The organism is Myxococcus sp. NMCA1, from assembly GCF_026810205.1.
In the GTDB taxonomy this organism is placed as follows: domain Bacteria; phylum Myxococcota; class Myxococcia; order Myxococcales; family Myxococcaceae; genus Myxococcus; species Myxococcus xanthus_A.
Window position 1 is genome coordinate 2,531,051 of record NZ_CP113950.1, and the last position, 12,728, is coordinate 2,543,778.

Consider the following 12,728-nt stretch of genomic DNA (forward strand, 5'->3'; position numbering starts at 1 on the left):
GGCGTGGGGCTGGACGCCGGAGCATCGCAGCCTACCTACATCCAGCATCCGTGTGCGCGCCATGCCTTGCCCGTCGTACAGCCAGCGTCGAAGAACGTCGGGGCATCCGCGTCATGACCCGGGACGTCAAGGGCCTGGAACACCACATCGAGCGGGTGCGGTAGTCACGGCGGGCGCCGACCCTGCCGGAAGTGGGAGGAGCCGCGAGTCGGCCCTCCGCGCCGCGTCACGAAGGGACTCCAGGCCTGGCTCGAGCGCCGGGAACGGCGGCAGGTTCAGGATGGTGAGCGCCTCCTCGAAGCGCTCCAGCTCGCGCAGCAGTTCCGCGTGCATCCACCTGTGCTCGGCGTCGTCCAGTGCGCACAGGGTCATGAGGGCCTCGGCGTTGTCGCGGACCTGGGGCGTGCGCTGGGAGAGCGGCACCCACGGCGCGTCGCGACGATAGGCCTTGTTCCCCTGCCACCAGGCCCACTGTCGCAGCTCGCGCTCCTCGTCGGAGGTTGTCGCGAGCCCCTCGCGAAGCGCATCCAGGAAGAGCGCTTCACTCACGTCCTGTACCTGAGCGATCCCCTCATTTCAGCGAGCTGCTCACCAGCCGCCTGCCAGCCGGCTCCGTGCGAGGTGGGGGTGGTGGGAGGCAGAAGGAGAGGCCATGCTGGTACGCAAGGTGGCCATCAACGAAGAGCAGGTGCGGACGTTCCTGTCGAACTTGTTCGAGGAGGACCTGCACGCCAAGCGGGTGTTGTCGCTGTCGCACGCGACGTTGGGCGTGGTGCACGCGGCCTCCTTGTCGGTGCACGCCATTGGCCAAGCGCTGGCATGGGCACGGGGCGGCGTGCAGAAGCACGGCATCAAGCAGGTGGACCGGCTGCTGTCCAACGAAGCCGTGGACGTGTGGAAGTTGGCGGCCGCATGGGTGCCGTACGTGCTGGCCGAGCGCGACGAGGCGCTGGTGGCGCTGGACTGGACGGACTTCGACGCCGATGACCACACCAGCCTGGTGGCCAGCCTCGTCACCTCGCATGGGCGCGCCACGCCCTTGTTGTGGCTGACGCTTCAGAAGAGCGCCCTGGCGGGCAACCGGGCCCAGGCGGAGGATGAGTTGCTGCTGCGGCTCAAGGAGTGCGTGCCCGACGGGGTGAAGGTGACGGTGCTGGCGGACCGGGGCTTCGCGGACCAGCGGCTGTACGCCTTCTTGGCGCAAGCGGGCTTCGAGTACGTGGTGCGTTTTCGCAAGAACGTGCAGGTGGAGGTAGCCGGCGGCTCGCGGTGTCCGGCGGTCGAGTGGATGCCCACCAGCGGGCACGCGAAGAAGCTGACGAATGTGCACGTCACGGCGGACCGAATGCCGGTGCCGGCGGTGGTGCTGGTGCACCAGAAGGGCATGAAGGAGCCGTGGTGTCTGGCCACCAGCCTGGGCAGTGCCAGCGCGCGCCAGGTGGTGGACCTCTACTCCCGACGCTTCTCGTGTGAGGAGACGTTCCGGGACGTCAAGGATTTGAGATTCGGCATGGGGCTGTCCGCGGTGCGCGTGAAGAGTCCCGAGCGGCGCGACAGGCTGCTGCTGGTGAGCGCACTGGCTCAGGTCCTGCTGACACTGCTGGGCGCCGCCGGAGAGAGCCTTGGCATGGAGAAGGGATTGAAGGCCAACACGGCCAAGACGCGCACCTACTCACTCTTCCGTCAGGGCTGCATGTATTACCAGGCCATCCCCATGATGAGGGAGGAGCGACTGCTTCCGCTCGTCGAGCGCTTCGCCGAACTCCTTCACCGCCACCCCGTCTTCCAGGAAACTCTCGGCTTCATATGAGGGGATGGCTCAGGTCCTGTACCTGCGGGGCTTCAGTCCATTCCCTGGGGGGCTTGGGCACGTCGGGCTGGGTGACGATGCGCGTCGAGCTGACACGAGCGCCCAGCTCCTCGAAGCGGTCGGCGATGTGTCGGGCCGTGCCCAGGTGGTCGTATTCCCCGAGGCGCGCGGGGAGCTGGGCGACGAAGTGCTTCACTTCCTGGAGTCCCATCCCCAGGTCGCTCCGCAGGCGCTGCATGACCTCGATGCGACGCGCCCCAGTGCTCTCCAGGGTGAGGGTGGTGAGTGTCTCACCGCACTGGGAGGTGACGCGGTCCACGTGCCCCAGCTCGACGGCGCGCGCGACCCAGAAGAATGCATGGCAGCCCATGCAGCGCGCAACCAAGGGGGGCAGCGGCCGCATGGGGGCTTCGAACCAGCCATCACTCCAGAGCACGGCACCGAACGTATTGCCGGAGGCCAGGGACCAGCGCCTGTGGAGGGCGCCACAGCGCGGACAGCCAATGACCACGTCGGGACCGGGAATCATGACGGTGGACTCAGGGCTCCTTCAGTCATTGAAACCCGATGCCTCCGACTCAGGCCGCTGGCTGGCGCAGGTAAGCGAACATGTGCTGGACGTAGTCGGCCTTGCCAAGCTGCACACCGTTGTGCCGCAGAATGTTGTAGGCCGTGACCAGGTGAAAGTAGAACTGCGGTGTCACCCAGTTCCGCGCGTATTCGCTGCCGGTCATGTCGAAGGCCATGCCATTGGGCAACTCGATGGACAGTTGGCGTTGTGCGCCTTCCTCTATCCGCGCCCTGTCCGCGCTCGACAGCAGTTGTAGCGTGCGCTCAATCAAGGCGTTCGCCTGCTCCATGTCAGCCGGCGCGTCAAGCGGCGACAGCGGTTGCTGGCCAAGCCGCAGCACCGCTTCCTGCGCCTGGGTACAGACAAACTGCACCTGGCTGGCCAGGTTGTGCATGTCGGGAGCCAGCCGCGACTGAAGCAGGTTCTTCGGGTCACAGCCCAGCTCGCGAGCACGAGCCTCCCCCTTCTGCAGGAAAACCAGCAGCGCACGCAGCATCTGCGCGAAGCAGGGAACGGTCGTTTCGTAGATCGACATCGGTGCCTCCTCCTTGAATGACTCAACCCTAGCAGGTTTGATTTGGACGACGCGCGCGGATGTGAACAGCGACACGTCATGGTGACAGCGCCGGGCAGTCCCCACGCGTGACGCCGGGACGGCCCTCCTGCAATGCTGTGGTCAGGAGGGCGTTCCATGTTCCTGGCCTTCATGACATCCGCGCTCACGAGCGCATGGCTGCTCACGGCAGCCCCCGTGTTCGTCACCGTGGAGCCCCTCGGCTTCACCGTCCGGTCGGACGGAGAGAAAGTAACGGTAACGCGAGTCAAGCGGGGGAGTGTCGCCGCCCGTGTGGGACTCGAGCCTGGGATGCGAATCGAGCGCATCGACGCGCCTCGGCGGAGGTTCGCGCGCGGGCCCATCGCGAAGCTCTCCCAGGTCGACCTGCACGATGCGCTCATTCCCACGTGGGATGAGCCGCTCCTGCTGCAGGTCTGGGCGGACACTGCGGATCACGGGGCGGCCCGAACAGTGGAAATCATGGGTGTCGACACTGGCTGAAGACCTCTACATGGCGGTCAGGCAGGGCGGGGAATTGCTTGTCAGTAAGCTCGCTTTGACGAAGAAGACGCGCGGTTAGTCGATTGTCGCGGAGGTGGTGTGTGTATTATAGGTTGGATGCGAGGTATGATTTTGCTGCACATGGCGTCGAGGGTGTTGCCTTGGATGAGTCGCCCGACGTCGACGTCCCTTGGACCATGGGCATCCGTTATCCGGACCCCGTACAAGAGCCCATCCCGTGCTATCTCGACCCGCGCAGCGGTCCCGTGATGCCGGACTCATCATCGACGTCCCTCTTTTTCCCAGCGCCTCATTGAGGTGCTCAAGGGGGCGGGAGTTCGCAATCTCGACCTGTATGACGCGGAGGTCATTGATCGGGAGCGAGAGAAGACCTATTCACACTACAAGGCAGTCAACATCGTTGGTCTGGTGAGTTGTGCGGATTTGCCCAGATCGGAGTGTCTTCCTGGTTACAAACCGCCCCTGATGAAGTTCACGAAGCTCCGCGTCGACGAATCGAGGACCCTGGGGCTGCCGCTGTTTCGGCTTGCCGAGGACTCACTGGTCATTCTCGTGTCGGAGGCCGTGAAGCAAGCCGTCGAGGCCGCGAAGTTGGTGGGAGTCCGGGTGGTATCGCTCGAAGAGCCGTCCGCATACTGAGGGGATGATGGGAACGAAAGTCTTTGCTGACGGGCGCGGTATTTCCGCTGAGGACAGTGGTGGACAGAGCGTTGTCTTCCCCGACGTCTGCAAGACGCCGAGCCCGGGTGGACCAGTGCCCTTGCCTTATCCCAACCTGGGCAAGTCCTCGGACGCCTCGAATGGGCCGAAGAAAGTCACCGTCAATGGGTGGTCTGCTCCCCAATTTTCGGACCAGTTGAAGAGTGAGAGAGTCCTCGCGGCCAGGAGGTGGGTCGGTCGTGAGGAAGAGCAGGTTTACCGAGGAGCAGATGATCCGCATCCTGAGGGAGGCGGAGGCGCCTGGGGCCAGCGTGGTGGAGGTGGCCCGGAAGCACGGCGTCGTCGAGCAGACGCTCTACCGGTGGCGGCAGAAGTTCGGCGGCATGGAGGCAGTCGAGGCGACGCGGCTCAGGGAGTTGGAGAAGGAGAACGCGCGTCTGAAGAAGCTGCTGGCCGAGAGGGACCTCGAAATCGAGGTCATGAAGGAAATCTCCACAAGAAAATGGTGAGCGCGCCCGTCGGCCGTCGGCAGGTGCGGTACGCCATGGGAAAAGGCGTGTCGCAGCGCCGGGCGTGCGCGCTACTACAGGTGTCCCGCAGTAGCCTGGGCTACGCCAGTCGCAAGGAGTGTTGGCGGTCATCAAAGAGCGCGGGATTCTGGTCATCGACGCGGTCAGCACGCGGCGAAAGGGTTGCCCGTTCCACTCCGGGAAATCCTCCACACGCTGCTGAGGCGCAACCCCGCTGAGCGCTTCGCCACGGCCGCCGAGCTGGAAAACCGTCATGCGCGCGCGGCTGGCCCAGTTGGGGCCTTACGCGGGCGAAGACGTGGTGAGGGAAGTTCAGCAGGCGCTCATAGAAGCAGGTGACAGGCTCTGGGACTTGGAAGTACCGGAAGACGAGGGCGGCATTACTCCGCCGCTTGCCGAGGCCGCCAGCGAGGACGAGCTTTCGACACAGACCGAGCCCCCAATGGCGCGCGGGCGATTGCCTCTTCGACGCGCCATCCGGACGAGGTGACGACCGTGCCCGGTGGAGGGCCGCATCACTCGAGTAAACAGACGCCAAGGAAAGATGGGGGCCCTGGTGGAGATGGGGGCGGTGCCCGAACCCCAAGCGGTGCCTTTTAGCGATTCCCACTGCGATTCATCAGCACGGGAACTTTCCTGCCTTGTGCGCGCCTCGCTCACGCGCCTTGAGGCACTGCCCACTGTGACCTTTACGCGCCCATGACGCAGCGACCGAGTTTTGGGTAGACACAGGGTGTCGGTCCGTTCTCCTCGCCCCATGTCCGGTCAACACCGGACGGCCCCGACCTATTTGCAGACACGACGTGGGCGTTGTTTGGCTCAAGGGACTTCTCACAGCCCAGAATGACGTAGGCCCGGGAAGACTTGACCGCATTGGCGTTGCTGAGCGCCCAAGTCGGTTCTCAATCCTTATCCGCTGGGGCCTTCGCCGCGACCGGCCGGATGCTGAACGGCACGTCGACGTAGGCGTCGATGGTGTTCAGCACCCGGGCCATGATCGTCGGCCGTTCTCCCCGAGCCATGGCCAGCCGCATCTGGGCCTGATGCCAGGCCGTGACGTAGCGGAGCTTTGGCGGGGTGAGGTGGATTCCCCGATGCATCGAGCCCTTCAGGAGCTTCCACGTGAGCCGCTGTCCCGGCCCCCAAGGCAGCCTGTACGCCACGCGCCAGCGCTCCGGTAGGAGGCCGGCGGTGAGCACCTCATCGAGCTGTCCTCGGGTGAACGGCGAATTGAAGAGCAGGCCTGCCAGCTCAAGCGCAGTGTCTCCCACGCTCAGCCGCTCCCCCGCCAGCTCCCCGTTGTACCACTCGTAGAAGGCCTCGAGCGTGGGTGGCATCTGCTCCGGTAGGAGCCCGAAGTACGCCGCGGCGAGCAGCGTCTCCTGATAGTAGCGGCGCTTCTCCTCGACGCTGAGCGGCCGCACGAATGTGTCGAAGATCAGCATGGCGGTGTCGATGAGGGTAGCGTGCACCCAACGCAGCAGCGAAGGATCGTTCGCGCGATAGGGGCCGGAGCCCTGCGGGCCGGCACCGTCCGGAAGTGCGCCGTAGACGCGGCTGTGCACGCTGTGGATCCGCTTCGCGGCGCCCGTCGCCTCCGAGAGGCCACCAAACTTGAGCTGGTACATCGCCGTATAGGTGCGTCGCGCACGGCCGAGCAGGTCATTCCGGAAGTTGCTGTTCTGGGCGATACCGTAGGCCACTGCCGGATGGGCGAGTTGCAGCAGGATGGCGCGCAGTCCGCCGAGAAGGATCACCGGCTCGCGATAGAGCACCCAGGTCACGCTGTTGGGGCCGTAAACGCCCTCGACCTCGCCTGCCGCGTGTTCCCGCATGTAGTCGAGACACTTGCGGAAACGCTCGCGGTCCAGGTTGATCTGCTGCTCCACTTCCGGAGGGGGCGGCCACCGCCTCGGGTTCGTCTGCGTATTCATGAATCTATCCCCATCATGATTGTCACAGCAGTTGCTCCGCTAGCAGGTCGGGCCCTATCACGTCCGCGCGCCATCTCCCCGCGACACCGGAGTATATCAATTGGGCCGCCAGCGCGCGCGAGTGCAGCCCGAAGCCGCGGCCCTCCATGTGCGTGGTGAATCCGTGAACGTATAGGCGGGATAGAGGCCCTGTTGAGGGTGAGGGCTGGAGCGGAGGGGCCGAGGAGGGCCGCTGACGGGGCCGCCCGAGCGATGCTCCCGTTCGGTGGACAGCTGCCGCCACTTGGTCCCGAACCAAGGCCGGGGAAGCGGTCCAGGGTTCACCCCTCCTGACGCGCTGTCCTGGTCGCGCCTCGAACCACCCGAGCAGCAAGGGGCTCCACGGAAGCCCGTGGGAGCCCCTCCGTAGCGTGAGCCCTGGCGAGGTGTGGCTGGGGGAGGGGCAGGTGGAGGAGCGCGGGTGGGAGTACCGGCGGAGGCAGCCGGAGGGGACGGTGCTGTACGAGGCGGTGAGGGACAACCTCGCCACGCTGCTGGCGGAGGCAGGTGAGCTGGGACGCGGCCTGCCCCGGTACGTGGAGCGGGACTTCGCCAAGTACCTGGAATGCGGAGTGCTGGCACACGGCTTCGCGCGGGTGCGCTGCGAGAGTTGTAAGGACGAACTGCTCGTCGCCTTCTCGTGCAAGGGGCGAGGGGTGTGCCCCTCCTGTAACGCGAAGCGGGCGCAGGTAACGGCGGTGCATCTGGTGGAGCAGGTGCTGCCGCGCGTGCCCTACCGGCAGTGGACGCTGTCCTTTCCGCATCGGGTGCGGTGGGCGCTGCTCAAGGACGTAAGACTGCTCTCGGACGTCCTCACCGTCTTCCTGCGCGCGGTGTTCGCCCTACAACGTCGGCGAGCGCGGAGGCAGGGCATCCGTCATGGGCAGGTCGGGGCCGTCTCTTTCATCCAGTTCTTCGGCTCGGCCTTGCAGGTGACGCCGCACTTCCACTCGCTGGTGTCGGACGGCGTCTTCGTGCCAGAAGCATGCAGAGCTGGGCCTGGAGCCTGCGAAGCTCCTTTTCATAGGCCTTGCGCTTCATGGGTTCCGTATGGGTGTCTGGTTGCCATGACCTCGTGCCCCGGTAGGAGAAGAGGGGGGCTTCACTCCACGGGGGGGCCATGCCCGGGCACTGGCCCGGCGTCAGCTTCCCGGCGGTCTCGTGGATCTCCGCGCGCAGTCGCTCTCCATCCGAGGGGTCCACGGCTTTGTAGGCGATGGTGACGCCCTGGGGAGTGTCCTCCACGCGGGCGTAGGTCGGTACGCTCGGAGCCCCCGCAGAACCCGGGAGCCCGCTACCGCCCATGGCCTCGTAGTCGATGCCGGGAGGCTGCTCGAGGCCGCGGCGCCCCGATACGCCGTGCTCCGCCTGCCGCTGCATCATGTTGCGGCCACGCTGCCGGAGGTTCGACACCTGGTCCTCCTCGGAGGTGGTGAAGACGAGGGCCACGCCGTCGGGCGTGTCCTCCGCCCGCGTCTGAGCGCCGGGGACCGTCATGCAATGCGGCCTCACGTGCCCGCCCCTCCCTCGCGTTGGAGCGGGCGCTCCACCCCACCCCTTTCAAGGAGTTGGGAGCATGTCACCTTGCGCGGGGGGGCAAGAGCCCTGGGGACAGGGCTCTTGCGGACCGGCCTGTCACGGTGAGCGGTCAATCTCCTCGGTGATGCCCACGTCCGTCACGGAACATGCGCCGCCGCTGCTCTCCACGAGGAGGAAGGACTCCGCCGGGAAGACGTTGACGCCGTGCAGGTACGAGCACTCAATGAGGGCGTTCATGTCCCGGCTGCTGCTGTAGGTGAAGACGCGGGCGGGCGCGCTGAAGTCACCGTCACCGCCCGGCGAGGTCGCCACCGCCGTGTTGGGCTTGAAGTCCCAGGACTTCACCTTCACCTGCCAGTGGTCGCCTGGGATGCAGCAGTCCGCCACCTTGACGTCGAGCTGCTTCGTGCCCGGGCAGCTCACGGCGTAGCGCTGGATCTGGCCGGGACGCGACAGAAGGCAGGAGAGGAGAATCTGCTGCCCGCCATCGGACCGCTGGGTGATTTGGGGCTGGCGCTGGCCCGTGGAGCGGTAGTTGAGCTCGCCCGCGCGCGGCGCCGCCTCCGCGGGCTCGCCGGCGGCTGGCGGCTCCGCGGATGCGAGCGGCGAGACGCCGAGCGCGGCGCAATACAGGACGAGAGAAGCGAGCCTCCGGAGCTTCATGAAGGAAGCGGTCATGACGTATCTTTCTGTTGGCGCGAGAGAAGGACCTGCGCTCCAGGTAGCGCCCCGCCTGAGAGCAGCGGGGAAATAGGCATACGGAGCCGGGCCGGGCAGTGTTTCCGAGGGGCATGCATGCGTTCATGTCGTGAAAGCCAGCGTCTCCTCACGCCTGCGACTCTCCCGCGGCCTCCTTCAGGGGCTGGCACGGAAGCACCACCGTGAACCTCGAGCCCAGGCCCGGCGTGCTGCCCACGCGCACCGTGCCGCCCATGGCCTCCGTGAGGCTCCGAACGATGTAGAGGCCGAGCCCGAATCCGCCGTAGTGCCGGGTGGGCACCGCGCGCTCGAACCGCTCGAAGATGTGGAGCAGGCGCTCGGGCGGGATTCCGATGCCGTGGTCCTCCACCACGAGCTCGGCCGTCCCCTCCCCGCGTGAGAGCGAAATCTCGATGGGCCTGCCCTCGCCGAACTTGAGGGCATTGCCGAGGAGGTTCGCCACCACCTGGTCCAGCCTGCTCCGGTCCCACATCCCCTCGACGGGCCCTTCGGCGCGCATGTCCACCCGCGACCCGGTTCGGGCGGCGGTCTCGATGAACCGCTCCACGACCTCGCCCACGACGGCCAGGAGGTCCACGCGCTCCAGGTGGAGCTCGAGCCGCCCGGCGTGCAGCCGCGAGACATCCAGCACGTCGTCCACCAGGCGCATGAGGCGCTGCACCTGCCTCTCGGCCGACTCGAGGGCCTGCATGAGCCGCTCTGCGGAGGGGCGCTCGTTTCGTCTCCGCAGCACCGACTGAAGCACGATGTTCATGGAGGTGATGGGCGTCTTCAGCTCGTGCGCCGCGACACCGAGGAACTCCTCACGGACGCGGATGCCCTCCTGGGCCTCCTGGTAGAGGTGGGCATTGTCGATGGCCATGGCCGCCCGGTGGGCCAGTTCCTCCATGAGCGCCAGGTCCGATGGCCCGAAGGGGCGCATCGGGTCCGTGCGGCCCATGGAGATGGCCCCCAGCGTCCGTCCGCGCGCCATGAGCGGCACGGCCATGCCGCTCCGGGTCCCCAGCTCGCGGATGAGCCGGGCATTCTCGGCGTCGAGGCTGTAGTCGTGCATATCGGGCTCCGAGAGCTCGGAGCGCAGGAAGGGCTTGCCGGACCATGACGCGGATGGCCGGCTGGAGCGAGCCCCAGTGGGGCGGATAGCGCTCCCCCAGCTCGCGCAGGACCCTCTGCTTCGCGGGGTCGGAGTGAAACCCGGCCACCCGGCGAATCCTGCCGTCCGCTTCGGCCACATCGACGATGCACCAGTCGGCGAACGTTGGCGCGACGAGGCGAGCCAGGCGCTGGAGCGTGGTCGGATAGTCGAGCGACTCGGCGAGCAGCGCGCTCGCGTCGGACAGGAAGCGCACGGCCTTCTCCGCGCGCATGCGCTCCCTCAAGCAGGTGCGCAGGAGGCGAGCGTGGGGCTTGAGGCGGCGGCCAGCACGGAGCCGATGAAGGAGAAGACGCCGCGAGTGGACTGGGCCGAGTTGCTCAGCAGGACGTTCGACGTCGACGTGTTCGCCTGCATGAGGTGTGGAGGCAGGCGGCGAGTGCTGGCGTACGTGAAGGGGGCGGAAGGGGTGCGAGCGATTCTGGAGCACCTGGGCCTTGGCCAGGCGATTGAGTACGTGCGCAAAGTTTCATCAGCGCGCGCCTGGGCGAGCTCATCGAAGAGACGTGAGGCCCGGCGGTACACCACCGAGTAGCCATCCCGGCACGCCTTCTGTCCCAGCGCGCATGCGAGGAAGGACTTGCCGACGCCCGTGGGCCCGGTGAGGAGCACATTCTGCTTGTCCGCCGCCCACTTCGAGGTGGACAGCTCCATCACCTGCGTCTTGGCGAGCCCGCGTGCGTGCCCGTAGTCGATGTCCTCCACGGCCGCGGCCTGTCGCAGGCGCGCGGCGCTCAGCCGAGAGGAGAGCTTCTTGTTCTCTCGGTGCATCCACTCCGCGTCGGCCAAGAGGCCCACCAGGTCGGCAGGGCTGACGTCTCGCTCCCCTGGCCTCGCCAGCCAGTCGCGTAGGTACGAGGCCATCCCGTGCAGCTTCATCCCGTTGAGTTTCTCCAGCGTCTGTTCCACCAGCATCGGGTTTGTTCCTCATGTCGGTCATGTGGGGGCTTGCCCGCGCGCGCTTCTCAGCGCGCGGGCCCCTTCCGAGTGCGGGGGACCGAGGCCTCGCACCAGACGGGAAGTGCCCGCGCACCCAAGGGGCTCCACCGCGGCAGGTGGCGGCGGTGCTCCTCTCTGCGTGCGCGAGGTACGTCAGTGGTAGTAGTGGGGGCCTCGCACGTTCTCATGGGCGGGCAGGGGCGGCTTCTCTTCGCGCTCCTCCCGTGCGTCCTCCAGGTGGTGCTGGAGGATGGCGGCCACGGACTTGTAGCTGTAGGCCCGGTGGCGCACGGCCCTGGCGCACGCCTTCTCCAGCCGCGCCTCGCCGTACTTGTCCTTCAATCGCATGACACCCAAGGCCCCGCGGAAGCCCTGCTCCGGATGGGGTTTTCGCTCCATGAGGCCTTGCACCAATGCGGCCGTGGAGGGGCCCGTCTTCTCCGCCCACGTCAGTAGCCGCTCGGGCGTCCACTCCGCGTGGGCCCGGTGGCTGGTGGGCATGTGCTCCTTCAGCGTGGTGTAGCCCTTGGCGTGCTTGCGGACGTGGCTCGCTACCCGACGCCCCCCGAGGAACACCTCGACGCTTCCCTCCGTGTAGCGGGCCTCCACCTGCTTGTGCGCCAGCGAGTACGGCACCTGTACAGGTGCCCCTCCACCTCGACGTGGTAGTCCGGGTGGACGCGCGCCTTCTTCCAGAAGGCCAGCTCGTAGGCATGTACCGGCAAGGCCTTCAGTACGGGCTTCTCGAGTTCCTCGTACAACTGGCGACGCGAGCGCCCCACATGTCGCATCAGGCGCTCATTCAGCTTCTCGAGCAACGGCCGTATGGCCTCGCGTACCTCGTGCAGGCCACTGAAGCGGCGGTTGCGCAGGACGGCCAGAATCCACCGCTCCGCCACCAGCACCGCCGCCTCTACCTTCGCCTTGTCACGCGGGCGACGAGGACGTGCCGGCAGAATGGCGAAGCCGTAGTGACGGGCCAGGTCCGCATACGTGGGGTTCTCTTCCGGCTCGTAGCGGTGCGCACGTGTGACTCCTGACTTCAGGTTGTCCGGCACCACCAACTCCGGGACTCCGCCAAAGAAGGCCATGGCGCGCACGTGGCAGCCCACCCAGGTGGCCAAGCCCTCGGAGTAGACGGGCTCGACGTACGTGTAGCTGCTGGCCCCCAACGTGGCGACGAAGAGCTTCGCGACCCGCACCTCTCCGCTGTCGCCGTCCACTACTTCGACTCCATCCCCGCTGAAGTCCACGAAGAGCTTCTCGCCCGCCCGGTGCTCCTGTCTCATGGTGACGCCGAGGACGGACTGCCAGCGCCCATACCGCTCGCAGAACTGGCTGTACTGGTACCCACCCGGGTTGGCCGCCAGGTACTCCTCCCACAACAGCAGCTTGGTAACTCCCTTGCGCTTGAGCTCTCGATGCACCTGCGCCCAGTCCGGCTCCGGCCGGTGCGCAATCGCCTTGCCCTCGTCTGGGAAGAACAGCGCGGTGAGCGCCCGTCATCGTCCAGTTCCGCCGGCAACGGCCAACCTCCCACTCCTGCTATCCGCGCTCGCCCCAGGTACTCGCACACCGTCCCATTCCCGATGCCCAGACTCGTGGCGATGTTTCTCGTCGACAGCTTCGACGCGAACCGCAATCGCAACACCTCTCTCAACTTGCGCACCGCCAGCCTCTCTTGGGCCATCTCCACCTCCTCGAAGGAGATGGAGGCGAGACCCTGCTGCCCAGTGCCGTCAACTCTCCGTGTGT

At 66.6% G+C, this 12,728-nt stretch carries 11 protein-coding genes and 4 pseudogenes; 6 read left to right on the forward strand and 9 right to left on the reverse strand.

Going from position 1 to position 12,728, the window contains the following annotated elements; translation table 11 throughout:
- Positions 1 to 126: 126 nt before the first annotated feature.
- Positions 127 to 549, reverse strand: coding sequence for a hypothetical protein (locus OZ403_RS11000; protein ID WP_268784153.1), 423 nt, complete (start codon positions 547 to 549; stop codon positions 127 to 129).
- Between the two features lie 103 nt (positions 550 to 652).
- Between OZ403_RS11000 and OZ403_RS11005 the strand changes: the two genes are divergently transcribed.
- Complete coding sequence (locus OZ403_RS11005) at positions 653 to 1,810, forward strand: IS4 family transposase (RefSeq protein ID WP_268781588.1); 1,158 nt, start codon at positions 653 to 655, stop codon at positions 1,808 to 1,810.
- On the opposite strand, the gene OZ403_RS11010 is transcribed toward OZ403_RS11005, so the two are convergent.
- Together OZ403_RS11010 and OZ403_RS11015 are read right to left on the reverse strand one after the other, a co-directional pair.
- A complete protein-coding gene (locus tag OZ403_RS11010; RefSeq protein WP_268784154.1) occupies positions 1,803 to 2,339 on the reverse strand; it encodes a ribosomal protein L7/L12 in 537 nt (178 codons plus the stop codon). The genes OZ403_RS11005 and OZ403_RS11010 overlap by 8 nt on opposite strands.
- Before the next feature lie 49 nt (positions 2,340 to 2,388).
- Entirely contained in the window at positions 2,389 to 2,916 is a 528-nt protein-coding gene (locus OZ403_RS11015; protein WP_268784155.1) for a DUF1993 domain-containing protein, read from the reverse strand.
- Between the two features lie 156 nt (positions 2,917 to 3,072).
- Between OZ403_RS11015 and OZ403_RS11020 the strand changes: the two genes are divergently transcribed.
- The 4 genes and pseudogenes from OZ403_RS11020 to OZ403_RS11035 all read left to right on the forward strand — a co-directional run.
- Positions 3,073 to 3,438, forward strand: a complete 366-nt coding sequence (locus tag OZ403_RS11020; RefSeq protein WP_268784156.1) for a PDZ domain-containing protein — start codon at positions 3,073 to 3,075, stop codon at positions 3,436 to 3,438.
- A gap of 486 nt (positions 3,439 to 3,924) precedes the next feature.
- Positions 3,925 to 4,098 (forward strand): hypothetical protein, encoded by a 174-nt coding sequence (locus tag OZ403_RS11025; RefSeq protein WP_268784157.1) that lies wholly within the window; start codon positions 3,925 to 3,927, stop codon positions 4,096 to 4,098.
- A gap of 4 nt (positions 4,099 to 4,102) precedes the next feature.
- Positions 4,103 to 4,288, forward strand: a pseudogene (locus tag OZ403_RS11030) (PAAR-like domain-containing protein); the annotation flags it as partial.
- Between the two features lie 70 nt (positions 4,289 to 4,358).
- Positions 4,359 to 4,747, forward strand: a pseudogene (locus tag OZ403_RS11035) (transposase); the annotation flags it as partial.
- Positions 4,748 to 5,551: 804 nt separating this feature from the next.
- Here the strand turns inward: OZ403_RS11035 and OZ403_RS11040 are convergent.
- Entirely contained in the window at positions 5,552 to 6,583 is a 1,032-nt protein-coding gene (locus tag OZ403_RS11040; RefSeq protein ID WP_140797788.1) for an oxygenase MpaB family protein, read from the reverse strand.
- Between the two features lie 611 nt (positions 6,584 to 7,194).
- On the opposite strand from OZ403_RS11040, the pseudogene OZ403_RS39690 reads away from it, so the two are divergent.
- Positions 7,195 to 7,317 (forward strand): annotated as a pseudogene (locus OZ403_RS39690) (transposase zinc-binding domain-containing protein); the annotation flags it as partial.
- Between the two features lie 208 nt (positions 7,318 to 7,525).
- On the opposite strand, the gene OZ403_RS11045 reads toward OZ403_RS39690, so the two are convergent.
- The 5 genes and pseudogenes from OZ403_RS11045 to istA all read right to left on the reverse strand — a co-directional run bounded on the left by OZ403_RS11045 (position 7,526) and on the right by istA (position 12,663).
- Positions 7,526 to 8,119 (reverse strand): hypothetical protein, encoded by a 594-nt coding sequence (locus OZ403_RS11045; RefSeq protein WP_268784158.1) that lies wholly within the window; start codon positions 8,117 to 8,119, stop codon positions 7,526 to 7,528.
- Between the two features lie 138 nt (positions 8,120 to 8,257).
- Complete coding sequence (locus OZ403_RS11050; protein WP_268784159.1) at positions 8,258 to 8,839, reverse strand: hypothetical protein; 582 nt, start codon at positions 8,837 to 8,839, stop codon at positions 8,258 to 8,260.
- Positions 8,840 to 8,987: 148 nt separating this feature from the next.
- On the reverse strand, positions 8,988 to 10,115 hold the full coding sequence (locus tag OZ403_RS11055; protein WP_268784160.1) for a GAF domain-containing sensor histidine kinase: 1,128 nt from the start codon (positions 10,113 to 10,115) through the stop codon (positions 8,988 to 8,990).
- A 141-nt stretch (positions 10,116 to 10,256) separates the two neighbouring features.
- Positions 10,257 to 10,949 (reverse strand): ATP-binding protein, encoded by a 693-nt coding sequence (locus tag OZ403_RS11060; RefSeq protein WP_268784161.1) that lies wholly within the window; start codon positions 10,947 to 10,949, stop codon positions 10,257 to 10,259.
- Positions 10,950 to 11,126: 177 nt separating this feature from the next.
- A pseudogene (istA, locus tag OZ403_RS11065) lies at positions 11,127 to 12,663 on the reverse strand (IS21 family transposase).
- Positions 12,664 to 12,728 lie beyond the last annotated feature (65 nt).